The organism is Pseudomonadales bacterium, assembly GCA_041395945.1.
Lineage (GTDB): Bacteria > Pseudomonadota > Gammaproteobacteria > Pseudomonadales > Azotimanducaceae > SZUA-309.
This window is the reverse complement of sequence record JAWKZN010000001.1, coordinates 3,604,656-3,623,310: the sequence shown is the minus strand read 5'-3', so window position 1 is coordinate 3,623,310 and position 18,655 is coordinate 3,604,656. Positions and strand designations below refer to the sequence as shown.

Sequence of the window (18,655 nt, the reverse complement as noted above, 5' to 3'; positions counted from 1 at the left end):
TCAGTCTATGCGGTAATAAGGAAGGCCGTCAAACTATTTGGGACAGTCAGGAAAGGTCGGAAGGCCGCTGTTGCTGCGGCTTTCGGCTATAGTTTGGGCGCCTTCGCGATGATGCAGGGCACAATCGTCAGTCAGCGGGTCGTGCCGCCCAGTCGTGGACGATCGATGCGACAGCCGCGGTCAGTTTCTTGGCGTATGGAATATGCAGGAATTCATTGGGACCATGTGCATTCGAGCGAGGTCCCAGCAGCCCCGTGACCACGAACTGCGCCCGCGGCTGACTCTCGGCCAGTGCCTGCATGAAGGGGATCGTACCGCCGCAACCCGTGTAAATGGCGGGCGCTCCAAAGAATTCGTTGGAAGCGTCCTGCATCGCGGACTCGAGCGCCGGCGCGGTGATGGGGGCGTGCCAGCCAGTCGCGGTGTTCTCCAGGTGAAACGCGACATGGACCCCATTGGGGCGCGCTGATTCCAGGAGCCTTTTGACTTCCTCTCCGGCGAACGCTGCATCGGTCGTCGGGGGCAGGCGCAACGATAATTTCGCGGTCGTGTAGGGCCGCAGGACGTTGCCCGCGTTCTCGATGTCGGGAACACCGTCGATGCCGGTGATCTCGAGCGACGACATCCAGGTGTTGTTCAGCACAAGTTCTGTCGGATCGCTCGTCATGGGGCCGCTTTCCCCTGCGTAGGTAAAGAGCGTCGTGAACTCGTGCTCCAGCACTCTGCCCGCGGCGATTGCTTCGATGCGGCGCGGCTCGGGAATCTGCTCGTTCAGGAACGAAGGCAGTATCTGGCCCGTGTTTTCGTCCTCCACCCGCGAGATGAGTTGGCGCATGATCCGGAAGCTGGAGCCGACGATGCCGCCGGCGGCACCGGAGTGTGCGCCTTCTTCGAGTACGCGTACCTCGAGTTTGCCCGCGACGAGCCCGCGCAGCGAGGTGGTGATCCAGAGTTGTTCATAGTTGCCGCAGGTTGAATCCAGGGCGATGACAAGACTCGGTGAGCCGATACGGTCTGCGAGCGCTTGCATATAGTCAGGCAAATCCGGGCTGCCGCTTTCTTCCGACGCCTCGATAAGGGTAACGATTCGGGGAAGGGGCGCTCCCTGCGCAATGAGACATTTGATGACGGCGACTGCGGCGTAGGCAGCGTATCCGTCGTCCGCGCCCCCGCGACCGTAAAGCTTGTCGTCGCGTCGAACGGGCTCCCAGGGCGAAAGACCGGCCTCCCAGCCCGAGAATTCCGGTTGTTTGTCGAGGTGCCCGTAGATGAGGATCGTATCGTCCAGGGTTCCCGGGTACTCCATCAGGATCGTTGGCGTCTTGCCCGGCAGGTGATGGACGCTGACATGGAGGCCGTCGACCTGCAGTTGCTCGATCCAGGCCGTAATATGATCGACAGCCTGTTGCAGGTAGCCGTGCTCAGCCCACTGCTTGTCGAAGCCGGGGGACTTTGCGGGAATACGAATGTACTCCGCGAGACTCGGGAGTATGTCATCTTCCCAGAACGTCTCCACGAACCCGGAGACGGCATCACAATCGAGACTCATTTACTTCCTCCCGTCATCGTCCACATCGACGAATTCACCTTCGATCGTCCGGTTGCCGCCCGGACCACCATTGTCATCTCTTCCGCGCCCACCTGCTGTATGCATGCGGATCGCACTGACGACGCCGCGCCGCATGATCCATCGCGCAAGCGGCCGCCGTAGTCCGGGCAGCAGGCAGATGAATCCCATGGCATCTGTGACGAAACCCGGCGTGAGCAACAACGCGCCGCCGATCAGCAACATGACGCCTTCGAGCAGTTCCGTCTCGGGCAACTCGCCCCGGTCCAGCTTCTCCTGCACGCGTGCCAGCGTGGCAAGGCCTTCGAGTCGCAGGAGCCAGATGCCGAGCACTGCGGTCAGGACGACGAGGCCAATCGTCGGCAATGCCCCGATGATGCCGCCGACCTTGATCAGCACGAACATCTCGACGATGGGAACGGCAATAAATAGGAGGAACAAAAAACGCATGTGTAGCGAGGGTGCGAACGAGGCTCCATTGTACCAGTCGGGAGCCGCAAAATCCGTTGTGATAGATTAGGCGAGAGGCACGTTGGGGCTCCTTCATGGAATACAAGGCAATCCGTTACACAGCGTCTGACGGTATCGCGATCGTCACGCTTTCGCGTCCGCACCGGATGAACGCATGGACGGGCAGGATGCACGCGGAGTACCGTCATGCGATGGCGGCTGCAGACGCTGACAATAACGTTCGCGCGATCGTCGTGACGGGAGAAGGCCGCGGGTTCTGCGTCGGCGCGGACAGCCAGGCATTGACGGGGCATGTTGAAAAGGGCGGATACGATCCCGGCACACCCGAGAAGATGGCGAACCCTGGCTACGGTGTCCGCGACGAGTACGATGTGAACTTTGCGTGGCACTTCGGGCTCACGAAGCCGGTCGTTTGCGCCATCAATGGGCCGGCGGCCGGTGTGGGACTGGTACTTGCCTGCTTTGCCGATATCCGGTTCGCCGCTGCAGGCGTCAAGTTAACCACTGCACATGGCAAACTCAACCTGCCCGCGGAATTCGGACTCTCCTGGCTCTTGCCCAGGATGATCGGCTTGCCGCGTGCGAACGACTTGCTGCTCACCTCGCGCATCTTCATGAGCGAGGAGGCGGCGGAGATGGGGCTCGTCAATGCAGTGGTGCCGGCGGGGCAACTGATGACGCAGACACTTGCCTACGTACGCAGCATGATCGACACCGTCTCACCGGGATCCCTTCGTGAGACACGGAGGCAGATTTATGCGGACCTGCATCGCGATATCGGTGCGTCCGTGGATGAAAGCGAGCGACTTGTCAGGGAGATGATGACGCAGCCCGATTACGCAGAGGGCGTGAAGGCATTCCTGGACAAACGTCCGCCAGAGTGGGGTAAGCATTCGTGAGTGACACAAGTTCAGAAGGCAACGGTGTCCCGGATACCGTGTCTGGATACGCGCTGGAATCGGCTCCTTACTACCTGCCGGTAGGCGACGAAGTCGCTATCTTCATGGCCGCCTACGACCAGCGGTTGCCTGTTCTCCTGAAAGGACCGACGGGTTGCGGCAAAACGCGCTTCGTCGAATACATGACGTGGCGCATCTACCGCGATGATGAGACGCACCCTGAGCGCGCACGTGTCGGCAACCCGTTACAGACGGTCGCCTGCCACGAGGACCTTTCGGCGACTGACCTCGTTGGCCGTTTCCTTCTGAAGGGTGGCGAGACGATCTGGCAGGATGGTCCGCTCACGCGGGCGGTAAAGGACGGCGCGATCTGCTACCTTGACGAGATCGTTGAGGCGCGCAAGGATTCGACAGTACTGATCCACTCGCTGACGGACCATCGCCGGATCCTGCCGGTCGAGAAGCAGGGGCTCATACTCGATGCGCACCCGGATTTCCTGTTGGTCATTTCCTACAACCCCGGCTACCAGAATGTACTGAAGGACCTGAAGCCGAGTACGAGGCAACGCTTTATCGCGATCGACTTCGACTACCCGGACGTGGAGCACGAGTCGGAGATCATCGCAAACGAAAGTGGCGTCGATGCCGAGTACGCGCTTGACCTTGCCCGGCTCGGCCAGAAAGTGCGGCAACTGAAACACCGCGAATAGGGAAAATAACGGGTCTTTTCTCGTGTTGCCAGGCGTATGGCAGGAGTTGGCGTAGCGGGCGGCGCTGGGCCAGCTGATCCTCATCTATAAGGATGGCTTGGAGATCGCACGGCGGTAGTAGCGGTTGTCGTACGGGTGTCGGGGTGAACGGGGAAGCCGAGAGATGGTACGCGCAGCCGGGATGGTCGCCTCGGATTTATTGGCGTTTGGCAAACAGGTCGGGATAGGTTGTATCGGAAGGTGCGCGTCGTGGCGGTAGCCCTGGTGGGGCACGCTTTTGAACGTGGTCGAGGATCTTGCGGATGAGGTCAGGATCGGTGATATCTGCGATCACGCGAAGCTGTCCGCCGCAGAGCGGGCAGAGGGTGATGTCTAGTTCGAACACTCGTTTCAGGCGCTGCGCCCAGGTCAGCGGCGCGGTGGGCGGATCAGCAGAGTCGGTGGGAGTGGCTGCGGGTTGCTGCTCCCGGGTTGCCTGAGCAGTGGCGGGGTCTTTGGACTTTCGTCTCTGCCGAGCTCGTGCTGGAGTCGGCAAGATCGCGCGGCGCATGGGCGAGCTCGGGGCGAAGACTCCGTGGTAGCGAGTGAGATTGACCCACGGGCGTGGCACGAGAGCAGCTAATCGGGCGACGAAGTCTTGCGGGCTGAAAAGGATGTGTGTGGTGCCGTCGCGGAACGGGTTCTTGAGTTGATAGACGACCTGCCCGGCGGCATTCGTTGACAGCCGCTCGAGACACAACGCCGGCCGGGTGATATAGCGGCACAGCCGCTCGAGCCTATCGCGCTGGTGGGCCTGGCAGGCAACGGCGCAGTTCAGGGAGAAGCCGTTCTGATTGGCGGTGAAGGGCTTGGGTGTCGAGTTGGTCCGGACCAGGGCTGGGTTCTTGAGGGTGAGGGTTCTGCCGCCGGCGCCTTGGCCGATCGCGATCCGGTAACGGATCGAGGCGGCGTTCAGATGATCCAGCGTGTCTGAGGGCTCCAGATCGAGCCAGGGCTGTTCAGGATCTTCGATGAGGAGCCCGTCGCCGGTGAGCCTGCGGACGATGCGCCGGACGAGCCGATTGAGGAGACGCTCGAGGCTCCGCGCGTCGGGTGCACCGACGCGATGGAATCGCGGTCCGTTCCGTTCCAGCGTATAGACACCGTCCAGAATCAGCATGTGCAAGTGGACATTGAGGTTCAGGGCGCTGCCGAAACGCTGGATCAGGGTGACGACCCCGGTGCGTGCGCCGGCGCTGGCGGTGAGTCCCGCCCGATGGGCCAGATTGGTCTGGATGGCTCGGATGATGACTGAGAGACAGCGTCCGAGAGCATCAGGCTGGCTGGCGAAGAGCAGGCGCAGAGGCCAGGGGAAGCTGAGCACCCATTGTCGGACGGGCACTTCGGGAAATACGTGATCGACCAGATGGGCTGACGTCTCAATCATCCGCCGTGCGCCACAGGACGGACAGAAACCCCGGCGTTTGCAGGAGAACGCCACCAGGTGTTCGTGCCGGCAGCCATTGCACTTTACCCGCACAAAGCCGTATTCGAGCCGCCCGCAGCGCAGGTAGTCTTGGAACTCGGTCAGCACGAATCGAGGCAGTTGCACCTCGTGACGCTGCAATTCATTCCGCAGAGCCGGAAGCTGCTGTTCGACGATGGGATAGAGCGGCGTGTTCTCCGGTTGATGGCGCTGGTAGCGGTGGCCTGCGCCGATGATCCGGTTGCCGGGAACAGTTTCCACCGGACAATGATGGCCGGCGAGGGCGGTCTATCTCAGCGGTCGATTGCCCGCAGATGCGTAAGACACGCAAGCCAATCACACGCCGCGAGCGCCGTTTTGGCCCGCGAACCATATCAGTTCCTAACAGCTTCTCATGGGGGTATTTTCGGGGGTATTTCAGGCGTTTAGCAATATAACCTGTTGATTTAAAAGGTGATGTGATTGTCGCCGCCTCCACCAAAAACGAAAAAAGCCCCATCGGGGCTTTTTTCGTTTTTGCTGAAGCTGTTGGGTTGAAACCGCGTCCGGAACGGACGTGGGGTCGGGCGCACCGCGCCCGACGGGCGAGCAGCAAATCGCCTACCGGCGATTTGCGGTGACGCGAGCCCTGGTGCTTCGCAGGATGAAGGCGCCGCGGCATGGATGCCGTGAATCATCTTCCTTACCTCTTCGCCTATTCCTGGGCCGAGCACAGTTTGGTCAGGCGAGAGCGGGCGGGCACAGACGCCCGCCCTGGGGCCAGGCTCGAAGTGTAACCTCGCTCCAGGGACGGCGCGAACAACGGTGAGCACGGTAGCATCCCGCCGCCTCCATGCCGCGCAAAAAGCGCCACCCGACGTTGAGACACGATGATGCCACTCGGATTTCAGCCCCTATCGCGATCATGCTTTCGTGCTTGTTACGCCCACCGGGCCGTTTTTCTGTCGCTAGCCACGAAGACTATCAGGAACCCGGGATCGGACCGTGCGAGCGCGACCGTCTCAACGTCCGACGGCCGACCCGGACAGGCGCTCAACCGATCGATCCTGCGAGGATGATCTCGGCGAGCGCTTTACGTTCGCGCGGTTGCCGGTCACGCTGCGCGTATTCGTCGGGAATCATGGACGCCTCGCCGGGGTAGCCGATGGCCAGACCGGTGAAAGCCTCCAGCCCGTCCGCCAGCTCGAATGTCTCACGCGCCTTGTCTGGATCGATGCCGATCATCTGGTGGACGGCCAGGCCGCGAGCCGCTGCTTCGAAGGTCAAACCGGCGGAGGCGGCGCCGAGGTCGTGAACCGCGGCCTTGTTAGGTTTGCCGTTGTGTTCGAAGTTGTGCTGCACGATGCCCAGAGCGAGCACCGGCGCATTCCTGGCCCAAGGCTGGTTGCCCTCCAGCAGCACGTTGAAAATGCGGTCACGGATCTCGGGACTGCCATCGCGCGTGCCGACAATGTAGCGCCAGGGCTGGGCGTTGTAGGACGACATCATCCAGCGCGCGGCTTCGAAGAGTGCATGCAGGTCTTCGGCAGCGACCGTGCGTTCGGGATCAAACGCATACGGGCTCCAGCGCTTGCTCAGTAGTTCCTGGATGGGGGCGTCAGTTGGCGCAACTCGATTCATGATGTATTCCTCCGATTCAGTGGGGTGCAGGGATGAACTCACGCTCATCGCCGGGCACCGTGGGAAAAAGTCCGGCCTGCCAGTCGTGACGCGCCTTCTCGATTCTGTCCGTTGAGCTGGAGACAAAGTTCCACCAGATGTGCAGCTCGCCGTCCAGCGGTTCCCCGCCGAAAAGCATGACGCGCGCACCATGCTCGGCGCTGATGCGGATCGCGCGGCCGGTCTCGAATATCAGCATGCGGCCCGGTGAGGCGCGTTCCGGCCCGCATGAAACCGCGCCTTCGACGACGTACAGAGCCCGCTCGGCATAATCGTCTGGCAGGTTCAGGGTTCCGCCGGCCGACAGGAAAGCCTCCACGTAGAACAGTGGCGAGAGCACGTGCACTGGCGAACTGGCACCGTAGGCCTCGCCGGCCAGAACGCGTAGCTGGTTGCCGTCGCGATCCACCAGCGGCAGCGAATCCGCTGGGTGATGGTGGAAGCTGGGATCGGTCTCCTCGTGGGCGCTGGGCAGCGCCACCCAGAGTTGCAGTCCGTCGAGCTGAGAGGGGTTCCAGCGCTCCTGATCGGCGCTGCGCTCGGAATGCACGATGCCGCTGCCGGCCGTCATCCAGTTGACGGCGCCAGGGCGGATTGCCTGCCGCGAACCCAGGCTATCGCGGTGCAGGATCTCACCGTCGAACAGGTAGGTAACCGTGGCCAGGCCGATATGCGGGTGGGGCCGCACATCCAGTCCCTGGCCCGCAGCAAGGTTCGCCGGACCCATGTGGTCGAAAAACACGAAAGGGCCGACCCGACGGCGAGCGGCCGACGGAAGGAGCCGCCGCACACCGAAGCCGCCGATATCGCGCGGCTTGCCATCGATCAGGGTTGCGATGTCGGGGGTCGACTCGCAGCCGTTGCAGGCGGGGTCCGCTGTGGCTTGGATGCTCATGACTTGATCTCCTGTGTTTGAATCCGAATTTCCGAGCTCAGCGTGCGATACACCGGACACTTGTTTGCGATCTCAAGCAGGCGGGCATGTAGTCGAGCGCCGGCCCGGCGGGAATGATCCCACCCGGATTCAGGGCCTTGATCGAGTAGTAGCCCGCCTTGATGTGATCCGGGCGAACGCTGGCCGCGAAGGCCGGGATCTTGAGCAGTCGGACCAGGTAGTCGTACACCGCCGGGTAGGCGGACAGCGGCATCAGGTTGCACTTGAACAGGCCGGAGTAGGCCAGTTCGAAGCGCACCAGCGTGACAAAGGCGCGGATGTCGGTCTCCGTCAACTGATCGCCGACCAGCCAGGGTGTCGTGCCAAGACGCTGCTGCATCCAATCCAGCGCCGCGAACACCTTGCCGACCGCTTCGTCGTACGCGCTTTGGCTCCCCGCAAACCCGGCCTGGTAGACCCCGTTGTTGAAGTCTGTGTAAAGGTAGGCGCTCACCTCGGCGATCTCCTGCTCCAGCGCGGCTGGGCGCAGGTCGATGTCATGGTGCGCCAGCGCGCCGAAATCGCGGTCGAAGATCTGCAGGATGTCCGCCGACTCGTTGTTGACGATGGTCCAGCGCTTGCGGTCCCAGAGGACGGGCACGGTCGCGCGGCCGGTGTAGGCGGGATCGGCCTGCGTGTAGAGTTCGTGCATGTGGCTGGCGCCATTGACGTCATCGACGTCGCTGCCCATATCGCGGGTGAACGCCCAGCCTTGGTCGCCGAGCCGCGGATCGACGGCGCGGACATCGATGACATCCTCCAGCCCCTTCAGCCGCAGGGCGATCAGCGCGCGCGAAGCCCAGGGGCAGATGTAGGCCAGGTACAGCACATAGCGCCCCCGCTCCGGCGCAAACGCCGAGTCGCCGCCGATGCGATCGCGGAATCCCGAACGCTGCCGTATGAACCGGCCATTCGCATCGCTGTTTTGGACCGGATGCCAGTTTTCGGACCAGCGGCCATTGACGAGCATGATTTCGTCTCCCGTGGGAATGCAGTATTTGAACGATGCGAAACAGCATATTTGGCCATAGATTTCGAATAAACAGGGCTTTTCGAAACTAATTGTTGCTGATAGTGAGACAGTATGGCGAGGAAGTCGCTTCCTTCGCGTCTGCGGTTAGCTGGCGGGTGTATCCGCGAAGTGCTCGCTCAGGAACGCGATCAGAGCTCGGATCTTGGGCGCAATATGCCGGCGTGACGGGTAAATGGCGTATACGCCTAGTTCGGCCGCGCGATACTCGGGCATCAACTCGACCAGGGTTCCGGCCGCGATGTCGTCGCCAACCAAGAAATCGGGCTGCAGGATGATTCCCTGGCCGGCGAGCGCAGCCCCGCGGCAGGTGTCACCGTTGTTGCTATGGATGCAAGGGCGGGTAGAGGCGATGACGGGGCCCTCCGGTCCTTCCAGTTGCCATGCGTCGCCGCTGGAAAAATAGCTGTAGCCAATGACGGCGTGATCCTGAAGTTCGTCGGGATGTTCGGGTGTGCCATGCGAGGCCAGATATTCAGGCGCCGCACACAAGATCAGCCGCGTCACCGTGAGCCGGCGGCTGACCAGGCTGGAGCTGTCCAGCGCGCCGATGCGAATCGCCAGGTCATAGCCCTCCTCGACCAAGTCGACCAGACGGTCCGCCAGCGTGATGTCGAGCCGGACCTGCGAATGGCGTTCCCGGAATTCTCCCCAGAGCGGCGCCAGCCGACGGATACCAAAAGTCACCGGCACGTTCACACGCAGCAACCCGCGCGCGGTATCGCTGCTGGCCGTAATCTCTGCCTCGGCTTCATTGAGGCTCGATAGAAGCTCCCGGCAACGGGCGAGAAAAACTTCTCCTTCCGACGTGAGTGAAAGCCGTCGCGTGGTCCGATGCAGCAAGCGGACACCGAGGCGCGACTCCAGCTCGTTAACGTGGCGCGAGACCGCGGCCTTAGACACGCCTAGCGCATCGGCGGCGCCGACGAAGCTGCCCGCATCAACCACGCAGGTAAAGGTCTGCATCTCGAGGAAGCGATCCATCGTTAAGGCACTCCAGATCAGAAAGAAGGTAGCCGCCAGGACCAGCGCCCGCCGCCTGGCCTAGCCAATACATAGTCTGGGCCAAGGTAAGTTCAGGCATCTGTTCTGGTCATGAGCGTTGTAATCACGCGCATCTGTTTAATTGTTCAATAATTCGGCACAGTCAATCTCAATCTAGCATGTTTATCTCTCCAAAGTGCGCTTTTAGAGTGACATCTCAGTCGCGAGCTTTTCGCAGCCCATTCACTCAGAGAGGAGAGTTCCCATGACAATCGCAGCAACGTCAACCACCGACACACACTTCACAGCCAATCAGGAGACATCCATGTTCAAGAATCTGATCCAGGGTCTTGTTGCGACCGATGCGAACTGGGCCACCATCGCCCTGCGTATTCCGGTCGGCATCATCTTCGCCGCTCACGGTGCTCAGAAGCTGTTCGGTTGGTTCGGCGGCTATGGCCTGGAAGGCACCGGCCAGTGGCTGGCCTCGATCGGCCTCGAGCCTGGCTACCTCATGGCCCTTCTGGCCGGCGGTGCCGAGTTCTTCGGCGGCCTGGCGCTGATCGCGGGGCTTCTGGTTCGTCCCGCCGCAGCCGTGCTGGCCTTCACGATGGTCGTGGCAATCTTCGCGGTGCACATCGGCAACGGCCTGTTCATGAGCAACAATGGCTACGAGTTCGGCCTGGCGCTGCTGGCCGCGTCGGTCTCGCTGGCGATCAGCGGCGCAGGCCGCGCATCTGTGGATCGTGTTCTTGCGGGCCGGATCGGTACTCGATGACACCCGAATTGCAAAGCGCACACCGCCGTCTCCTCGGCCGGCTCAGGACTCTGGGCCGGATCGAGGACGACGGGCCTGAATTCGAAGGCGCTTGCGCAACTGCTTAAAGGCGGCTTGGTCACACGAAGGTTTCGGACAACCATGCCCCCGTTGGCGCCGCGGGTCGAGTACATCCCGATCGACAGCGGTCGGAAGCTGGCACGAGGTGAGCCATCACAGGCATCTGGAAGAAGCCGCCAAACCTGGCGTCCGCTTCAGCAGAAATCGCGGGACGCCTTTCAACAGCCAACAGCGATCGTCCCCAGTCCGAACGGAGAGCAAGAATGGCGACAGAACACATACCAGGAACTATGCCCACGATCTTTGCGGGACACGGCTCCCCGATGAACGCGCTTGAGGAAAATCGCTGGAGCCGCGGCTTTGCGGCCCTGACGCAATCCGTTCCCAGCCCGCGTGCCATTATCGCAATCTCCGCCCACTGGTTTGTCGATGGCACGTGGGTCATGGCCAACGAGCAGCCAAGGACGATCCATGATTTCGGAGGCTTTCCGCAGGCGCTCTACGAAATCCACTATCCGGCATCGGGCCATGCGGACCTGGCGCAACGGGTATTGCAGATGCTGGGCCCGGGGTCAGCAGGGAGCAGCATGGACTGGGGGCTGGATCATGGAACCTGGAGCGTGCTGCGGTGGATGTATCCCAAGGCAGACATCCCCGTGATCCAGCTCAGCATCGATCGGCGTCTCAGTCCGAGGCGTCATTTCGAGATTGGTCGCACACTGGCGCCGTTGCGCGAGGAAGGCGTGCTGATTCTGGCCAGTGGAAATGTTGTTCACAATCTACGCGATGCCTCCTCGCGAATGCGAACAGGCGATCTCAGTACTCCGGACTGGGCGCGCCGATTCGACAACGCGGTTGTCGCAACCCTGGAACAGCGCGACTACGCGGCTCTGCTGTCGCTCGCGTCGGAGACTGATGACGGGTTGCGCGCGCATCCGACCCCGGATCACTGGCTTCCTCTGCTCTATGTCGCCGGTGCCAGTAACCCGAGTGACCGCATCAGCCACTCTTCCGATGGCTTCGACCTTGGCTCTCTGTCAATGCGCAATATATTGTTCGGAGGCGTTACCGGGTCGCCGGGCCGCATCCCGAAAAATCAACAGCGCCAATATCGAACGTCCGTTCCCGGTGCCACAGGTTGATCCGAGCTTTCGCGTTACACGGTCTGAAAGTGGCCCAATACCGGCGGCCATCCCGATGCGCGACTGACCGGCTTCGGCGATTCAGCTGATGAAACGCATCTTGTAGGGCCGCAAGATGTTGCTCCACTATGGGATAGAGCGGCGTGTTCTCTGGTTGATGGCGCTGGTAACGGTGGCTTGCGCCGAAGTCGCGGTTGCCGGGAACAGTTTCCACCGGACATGATGGCCGGCGAGGGCGGTCTATCTCAGAGGTCGATTGCCCGAAGATGCGTGAGATTCGCTAGCGAATCGCACGCCGCGAGCGCCGTTTGAGCCCGCGAACCGTATCAGTTCCTAACAGCTTTGCATGGGGGTATTTTCGGGGGTATTTCTCGCGTTTCGCAACGCAAGATATTGATTCATAAGGCGATGTGATTGTCGCCGCCTCCACCAGATTTTCTGATCAAAATCAATAAGTTATATAACGATTGAGGTGCTCTCTAGGGGCTTTCTCCTTTGCCCGCGGTCATTGAATGTGATTTCCTTTTTCGGGCGTGCCGGACCTCCACAGGGTTCCAACGAAGACACTGCTGCGTGGCGCAACAGTAGGTCACGACACGGTCTCTTTCGCTCAAGTCGATGTCTGGCTACTGGTTTTCAACCAGTGTTTCGAGTTAGCGCCAAGCTTGCGTGCCCTTTGGAGGGCGGCGCTCAAATCCGGCCCGATCACATACGCCGCCGGAACGACTAGGAGAGTGAGCAGAGTCGACGAAGCCAGCCCGCCGATCATCAACGCGCCCATGGCGTTTCGCCACTCTGACCCGTCGGCACCCGAAAGGGCAACTGGCACCATGCCGAACACGGCTGCAAAGGCTGTCATCAGCACCGGCCGCAGCCTTTCTGGCCCGGCCGTTGCCATCGCCTCGGCCGGATTCAACCCAGTAGCTCGCAGTTGATTGGCGCGATCGACCAGCAGAATGCCGTTTTTCATGACGATGCCCATCAATGCGACTAAGCCAATCTGCGCAAACAGGCTCATCTCGTGCCCCGTAAGGTACAACCCGGCAAATGCGCCTGAGAAGCACAACGGCGCAGAAAGCATGATGACCAGCGGTTGCGTGAAGCTGTCGAATTGACTGGCCAGGACGATGTACAGCGCAATGACCGCGAGCAAGAACGCCATACCAATCGCGCTGCCGGTTTCCCGCATCCGCCTGACCTGACCCTCGAAAACGATCGAGACACCGTCGGGTGGCGGCATCTCGGCCAAAGCACGCTCGACGATGGCCGTCGCATCCCCCAAAGCGGTGCCGCTTGCGGCATTGGCGAACACCGAGATCTTGCGCGTGCGGTCCTGTCGCTCGATTCGAGCCGGACCGGAACGAAATTTCAGGTCCACCACGCTGGCCAGATCCACCAGCTGTCCGCGCGCCGTCCGAACCTGCATCTGCTCGATCTGCTCGACGTCAGAGCGATCCGCGTCCCGAAGCCTGACTCTGATGTCGTATCGGGACCCGAGATGTTCATAGGTGCCGGCCTCGACCCCGCCGATCAGCGCACGGCTGGTTGCAGCGATTCCGCGCGCCGATACTCCGAGATCACCGGCGCGATCTCTTCGCACGTCCAGAACGAGCTCTGGCCTGCCCGGCTCAAAGCCGCTGCGGACATCCGAGAGCCCTGCCATCGAACCAAGTACAGCCGCCAAGCGTTCGCTGTACTGGCGAGTTACGTCTAGATCCGCACTCTGCAGCACGAGCTCGATATCGGCCGTGGAGAGTCCGCCCCCGGAAACCCAAGGAACTTCCGCAATGTTGATTGTGCGGGCATTTGGTACAACCTGGTGCGCTGCTTCACGAACGTCATCCATGACTTCGAATTGACCCACATCCCGGGCTTGCTTCGGTGTCAGCGTGCCGTAGACATCTATCCTGCTGGGCTCGCCGGCGGCGCCCGCGCCCACCGTTACGAATACCGACTGCACGTGGGTCACGGCGCTGAGTGCGCGGTTCAGCTCGTGCGCCCTCGACTTGCTCTCCTCGATGGCGGTGCCGGGCGGAAGATCCACTTGGCCCTGAAACTCGCTGCGATCTGCCTTCGAGGTAAAGCCACCGGGCACCTGCGCTGCGATTAGCGCACCGAGATACACCGAACCGATGGCGAGAAGGATTACCAGGTACCGCCATCGCATGGCAGCTCGTACCACTGCCGCATAGGCCTCGGCCATCCAATCGTGAAACCGTTCGAGCGTGGAGAGAACATGACCGGAACTGTCCCGATCGTGAGCAGTGAGATAACGCGAGCAAAGCATCGGACTCAAGGTCAGCGCCACGAGTAGTGACACGGACACCGAGAACACGATGGCCAGCCCGTAATCCCGGAAAAACTGCCCCACGACGCCTTCCATGAAGGCGATGGGAACGAAGACCGCCAGAGTGGCGAACGTACCGGCGAGCACGGCGAGACTCACCCGCCGGGTCGCTTCCGAGGCTGCCTGGGCCGCCGGCTTACCCTCGTTCACGTCCTTCTGGATAGCTTCCACCACCACGATGGCATCGTCGACCAAGAGGCCGATCGCAACGGTCAACGCGAGCAGGGTCAGAATATTCAGCGTGATGCCGGCGAGATCGAATACGAAGAAGGTGGCAATCAGTGAAGTCGGAATAGCCGTAGCCACGATGAGTGTGGCGCGCCAGCTGAGTAGAAAGAAGAACGTGATCATGACCACCAGAAGCATGGCGATCTGCAGTTCCTTGGTGACATCTGCGACAGAGGATTCGATAAACCGGCTGATATCACGTGTGGTCGTGATACTGACACCTTGTGGCGCAGATTCGCGCAACTCACCGACCGCTGTCCGGACCCGCCTCGCTACTTCCACAGTATTCAGACCACTCTGGCGCCGTACCTCGAGCGCGACTCCTCGCTGACCGTCAAGGATTGCGTAAGAGCGCTCGTCCTCGAGGCCATCCTCCACGAGGGCCACGTCACGCAGGCGGGTCGGCGGCGCATTGTCGTTGAATCGAATGACCAGATCGGCAAGCTCCGTAGTGTCCTCAGCCTCCGCGTCGGTTCGCACACCAAGCTCGATGAGGCTCGATGGGAGCTCCATACGGCCGCCAGGCAGTTCGGCGTGTTCTGCCTCGATGCCACGAACGACGTCGTCTGCGGTCACTGCCATGGCCCGCATGCGCTGCGCGTCGAGCCACACACGGATCTCTCGTTCCCGGTCCCCGACCAGGTTGATCGAGCCCACCCCCTGAATGCGCTGCAAACGCTCACGAACGACGTCGTCCGCAAAGCCAGAGAGTGACCGGATGTCGGCATCGCCCGATACCAGCACACTCAGGATCGGCGCGGCGTCAGGATCGACTTTCTCGACGACGGAGGGCTCGGTTTCCTGGGGCAGCTCCGAGCGCGCCAGCGCCACCTTGTCGCGAACTTCTTGGGCCTTGAGGTCAGCGTTTTCCTCGAGCTTGAATTCAATCGTGATCTGCGAGAGACCTTCGCTGCTCGAGGACCGGAGGCGCTCGATTCCCGAAATATTGTTGACGTAGCCCTCCAGAATATCCGTGATTTCGGTTTCCACTGTTTCCGGTGACGCACCCTCGAGCCGAGTGGCCACCGAGACGTAGGGAAACTCAACCTTTGGGAATAAGTCGACGCCGAGGTTGGTGAAGCCAAGGAGGCCGAGAACGACCAGAGAGCCAATCATCATGACCGCAAAGACCGGACGGCGTATGGAAACGTCAGCGATCCACATGCGCCAGATTCCCCCGTCCCGATGTTTCCGAAACTTGATCGCCAGGTCCAAGGAGCACCAGATCGCCCTCTTTCAGCCCCGCCAGCACCTCCACGTCGTCCGTGTTTAGATCCCGCACTTGCACATTTCGACGTTCGGTGCTCTGCCCATCCACGAGAACGACGAACTTCTGGCCCTGCGTCTCCCGAATCGTGGAACGCGGAAGAGTCAGTGCTGTCGTCTTACCAGTGAGCACCTCTGCACGCACGAATTGTCCGGGTTTGATCGCGTAGTCGTCATTGCGCACGGGCAGGCGGAACTCTGCCATCCGTGTGGCAGGGTCTACCCGGTCATTGATTATGAAAACCTCTGTTTCACGAGGAGGGCTGCTTTCACCGACGTACAGTAGCGCGCGTTGTCCGAGGCGCAGCCTGGACAGCACCGCTTCCGGCGCCTGCATGATGCCGGCAACGATGTGAGCTTCCGCCAACTCGACAACGGCCGACTGGCCGCCCATCGAAAATCGGTTGCTCATGTACACGCCTTCGTCGGCGAAACGACCTGTGATAGTTCCGTCGAATGGCGCGTGCACAATCGTGTCTCCAAGCTGCTGCTCGGCAGTGGCTAGGGCGGCTTCGGCCGACCTGAGCTGTGCCTGGGCGACCGCGACATCCGTCTCAGTGAGTTCGAACTGTTCCTGGGAGAGAAGGTTACGGGCGACGAGGCTCCGAGCGCGTACGAAACGCTTCTGCTTGAGTTCGAGCTCTGCACGAACCACGTCGAGCCTGGCCTGAGCCTCATTGACGGCCTGGCGATAGTCGTTCTGCCGAGTGCGGAACAGCGGGTCGCCCCGGCGCGGGCGGTCACCGACACGAACGAAGATCTCGTCAACCACGCCTTCCACCAGCGGGCCGATGCGACTGGTTTGCTTGGCCGCGATGGTCCCGCTGGCCCGGATCACCTCCTCGATTTCCACGCGGCGTACCGCAACGACCTCAACGCTTTGCGGTTGGGAAACGTCAGTAGGTAACCCTTCGATTCGTTCCTTGTTTGAAGCCGAACCTTCCTCCGGGCTCCCACAACCTACGACAGCGAGGACGCAAGCTACTGCGAACATCCATCGCACTTTAATCGGCAATCTGTTCATGTTCAGGGTACAGCCTGAGAACTGGCCGCGAGGTACGCCCCGCGGCCACTTGCGACGAGCAGTTCTCCGTCTTCCTGATAGACGTACACCTCCGCCGTGCTGATGCGGGAGCCGATCTTCAGCGGGCGGCCCCGCGCAAGAAGGACGCCTGGACGCGCTGGCCGGTGGAAATCCACACGCAAATCAGCGGTCGCCGTAACCGCGCCCCCGGCGGCCAAGAGGGTAAACAGCCCTGTCAGATCGACGAGCGCTGCCAAAATTCCGCCATGCGTCGACTCGAGGCGCGGGTTCGAGACCATTTCTTCCCGCCATGCGCAGCGAATTGTGGTCTCATCGGGCCCCGAGCCAAGCAGCTCGAGCCCAAGCCAGCGGTGATAAGGGGAGCTGAGCAGCGCCTGCTCAATGTCTAGCCTGCCGAGTGTCGAATCCGTCACGCGTTTCCCTCCCCCTCAAGGCCCTCGAGAAATTCCCGAACTGCCCCCGTAAACGCGTCGTTCCTGTCTCCGGCAACCATATGACCGGCTCCGGAGATGTCATCGAAGCGAGCATGTGGGACCACTTGCAGAAAGGCCTCGGCAGCCTCTGGTGTCACCAGCTCGCTCATTCGCCCGCGGATGAGCTGTACAGGTAGGCGAAGGCGAGCCGCCGCTTCCTCCAAGCGCTCAAAGCGCCGCTCTTCCCGCGTCGTGACGACATTGCGAATGAAGTTCGGATCCCAGTGCCAGCGATAGCGCCCGTCAGGCCAGCGCCGGAGTGAGCGTCGCAGGCCCTCGCTACTTCGCCGCCTGTCTCGGTGCGGCAGATAGGCGGCGACGGCTTCTGCTGCTTCGTCGACCGACGCGAAACCATCCTCCAGGTGCGCATGCATGAATCCGAGGACCTTCATCACGCCTACGGGATCCATCCGGGGGGTGATGTCCACAAGCGTCAGACTACGAAAGGAACCCGGCGTCACCTCGCCCTCGGCGATCAGCGCCGCCAGCCCCGAAAGCGAAGCGCCAACAACCGCCGGCCTGCTGGGGAGCTGACCCGCTATGGCAATCAGGTCGTCCGCAAACGCTTCTATTTGATAAGCCCCATCTGCCGCCCAGTCACTGTCTCCGTGCCCCCGAAGATCGATAGCGATAGCCAACCACCCTGCCTCCGACAGCAGCTCCGCGGTCTGCCTCCATGCGTGCCGAGTCTGGCCGCCTCCGTGTCCCAACAGAACGGGAGGTGCGCTATCGTTGCCCCAGCGGCTCCCCCGAATGACTAGACCCGAGGGGGTGTTGAACGTGACATCCTGCATGAAAAGTAGTATCTGCAAATACGATATGTTACAATACTATACGACCATGACGACAACAGCAAAGAGGCTCTCGGCAATGGGTCAGGGGAAACGCAACTCCTCCGCGGAAGAGGGCGTTCCGTTGTGGCGCAAGGCGGCGACGTGGGACGCAGAACAGGACCCCGGGTTTTTGATCGCGGACGTGGCACGGTTGCTACGTGCGGCGTTTGAACGACAGATCTTCGAGACCGGGCTCACCCGCACACAATGGCAAGCGCTGGTCTACTTGATCCGCCTAGATGGTCTAACCCAGACAGAGCTCGCACAACAACTGGACATCGGTAAGGCAACGATCGGCGGCGTCGTCGATCGGCTGGCCCGGGCAGGCCTGGTGGAGCGACGCGACGACCCGGTCGATCGCCGAGCCAATCGGGTTTACGTGACAGATGCTGCAAAGCAGCTGGTCCCTCTCATGCGTTCCAAGGCAGCCGAATTGTACGATGAGGTATTCAGCGAACTGCCTCCGAGGCAACGTGAGCACATGCTCAATGGCTTGCAACGTGTGCGTCTGAAGCTGCTAGCCCGAAAAATTCATGAATTCTGAATAAAGAGAAGGCCTGGTTGTGTTAGAAAAGCAGCCGCCAAACACACTTTTCTGCACAAGAAGGCCGTCGCGGGATGAACGATACCACACGACAGTCTGTGCTCTTCAAGGATCTGTTTACGAAGCCGGTGGTTGCCTGCTTCGACCAGCCGGATAGCAGCTCGGACGGCGGCGCGTTGTTTCTGAAGGCGTGCGATGAGCCGCTCGGGCTGACGCAGTC

The 18,655-nt window shown here is 61.3% G+C and carries 16 protein-coding genes; 5 read left to right on the top strand and 11 right to left on the bottom strand.

Features of this window, described 5'->3' with window-relative positions:
- Positions 1-127: 127 nt before the first annotated feature.
- A complete protein-coding gene (locus R3E82_16720) occupies positions 128-1,549 on the bottom strand; it encodes a M20/M25/M40 family metallo-hydrolase (protein ID MEZ5552529.1) in 1,422 nt (473 codons plus the stop codon).
- Positions 1,550-2,017, bottom strand: a complete 468-nt coding sequence (locus tag R3E82_16715) for an FxsA family protein (protein ID MEZ5552528.1) — start codon at positions 2,015-2,017, stop codon at positions 1,550-1,552. It abuts the gene before it with no gap.
- A gap of 95 nt (positions 2,018-2,112) precedes the next feature.
- On the opposite strand from R3E82_16715, the gene R3E82_16710 reads away from it, so the two are divergent.
- Together R3E82_16710 and R3E82_16705 are read left to right on the top strand one after the other, a co-directional pair.
- On the top strand, positions 2,113-2,937 hold the full coding sequence (locus R3E82_16710) for an enoyl-CoA hydratase-related protein (protein MEZ5552527.1): 825 nt from the start codon (positions 2,113-2,115) through the stop codon (positions 2,935-2,937).
- Entirely contained in the window at positions 2,934-3,647 is a 714-nt protein-coding gene (locus tag R3E82_16705; GenBank protein MEZ5552526.1) for an AAA family ATPase, read from the top strand. The genes R3E82_16710 and R3E82_16705 overlap by 4 nt, the downstream gene beginning before the upstream one ends.
- 196 nt (positions 3,648-3,843) lie before the next feature.
- Here R3E82_16705 and R3E82_16700 read toward each other — a convergent pair whose 3' ends face one another.
- The 5 genes from R3E82_16700 to R3E82_16680 all read right to left on the bottom strand — a co-directional run bounded on the left by R3E82_16700 (position 3,844) and on the right by R3E82_16680 (position 9,719).
- Positions 3,844-5,373 carry a transposase gene (locus tag R3E82_16700; protein ID MEZ5552525.1) on the bottom strand — a complete coding sequence of 510 codons (1,530 nt, stop codon included), beginning with the start codon at positions 5,371-5,373 and terminating at the stop codon, positions 3,844-3,846.
- Between the two features lie 771 nt (positions 5,374-6,144).
- Positions 6,145-6,732 (bottom strand): nitroreductase family protein, encoded by a 588-nt coding sequence (locus R3E82_16695; protein MEZ5552524.1) that lies wholly within the window; start codon positions 6,730-6,732, stop codon positions 6,145-6,147.
- A gap of 16 nt (positions 6,733-6,748) precedes the next feature.
- Positions 6,749-7,666: a pirin family protein gene (locus tag R3E82_16690; protein MEZ5552523.1), complete on the bottom strand. Its 918-nt coding sequence runs from the start codon at positions 7,664-7,666 to the stop codon at positions 6,749-6,751.
- Between the two features lie 37 nt (positions 7,667-7,703).
- Entirely contained in the window at positions 7,704-8,675 is a 972-nt protein-coding gene (locus R3E82_16685) for a glutathione S-transferase C-terminal domain-containing protein (GenBank protein MEZ5552522.1), read from the bottom strand.
- A 147-nt stretch (positions 8,676-8,822) separates the two neighbouring features.
- Positions 8,823-9,719: a LysR family transcriptional regulator gene (locus tag R3E82_16680; GenBank protein MEZ5552521.1), complete on the bottom strand. Its 897-nt coding sequence runs from the start codon at positions 9,717-9,719 to the stop codon at positions 8,823-8,825.
- 325 nt (positions 9,720-10,044) lie between these two features.
- On the opposite strand from R3E82_16680, the gene R3E82_16675 reads away from it, so the two are divergent.
- Both R3E82_16675 and ygiD read left to right on the top strand, forming a co-directional pair.
- The gene (locus R3E82_16675) at positions 10,045-10,497 is read left to right on the top strand and encodes a DoxX family protein (protein ID MEZ5552520.1); all 453 of its coding nucleotides are present in this window, start codon (positions 10,045-10,047) and stop codon (positions 10,495-10,497) included.
- 323 nt (positions 10,498-10,820) lie between these two features.
- On the top strand, positions 10,821-11,699 hold the full coding sequence (gene ygiD / locus R3E82_16670; GenBank protein ID MEZ5552519.1) for a 4,5-DOPA dioxygenase extradiol: 879 nt from the start codon (positions 10,821-10,823) through the stop codon (positions 11,697-11,699).
- Positions 11,700-12,309: 610 nt separating this feature from the next.
- On the opposite strand, the gene R3E82_16665 is transcribed toward ygiD, so the two are convergent.
- Genes R3E82_16665 through R3E82_16650 form a run of 4 tightly spaced genes read right to left on the bottom strand, consistent with a single transcriptional unit; the run spans position 12,310 to position 17,852 of the window.
- Positions 12,310-15,438, bottom strand: a complete 3,129-nt coding sequence (locus R3E82_16665; GenBank protein ID MEZ5552518.1) for an efflux RND transporter permease subunit — start codon at positions 15,436-15,438, stop codon at positions 12,310-12,312.
- A complete protein-coding gene (locus R3E82_16660; protein MEZ5552517.1) occupies positions 15,425-16,534 on the bottom strand; it encodes an efflux RND transporter periplasmic adaptor subunit in 1,110 nt (369 codons plus the stop codon). Before R3E82_16660 ends, R3E82_16665 begins: the two co-directional genes overlap by 14 nt.
- 32 nt (positions 16,535-16,566) lie before the next feature.
- Positions 16,567-16,998: a PaaI family thioesterase gene (locus R3E82_16655; protein ID MEZ5552516.1), complete on the bottom strand. Its 432-nt coding sequence runs from the start codon at positions 16,996-16,998 to the stop codon at positions 16,567-16,569.
- Entirely contained in the window at positions 16,995-17,852 is an 858-nt protein-coding gene (locus tag R3E82_16650) for an alpha/beta hydrolase (protein ID MEZ5552515.1), read from the bottom strand. The genes R3E82_16655 and R3E82_16650 overlap by 4 nt, the downstream gene beginning before the upstream one ends.
- On the opposite strand from R3E82_16650, the gene R3E82_16645 reads away from it, so the two are divergent.
- Positions 17,851-18,435: a MarR family transcriptional regulator gene (locus R3E82_16645; protein ID MEZ5552514.1), complete on the top strand. Its 585-nt coding sequence runs from the start codon at positions 17,851-17,853 to the stop codon at positions 18,433-18,435. The two genes, R3E82_16650 and R3E82_16645, sit on opposite strands and share 2 nt — an antisense overlap.
- Positions 18,436-18,655: the final 220 nt, after the last annotated feature.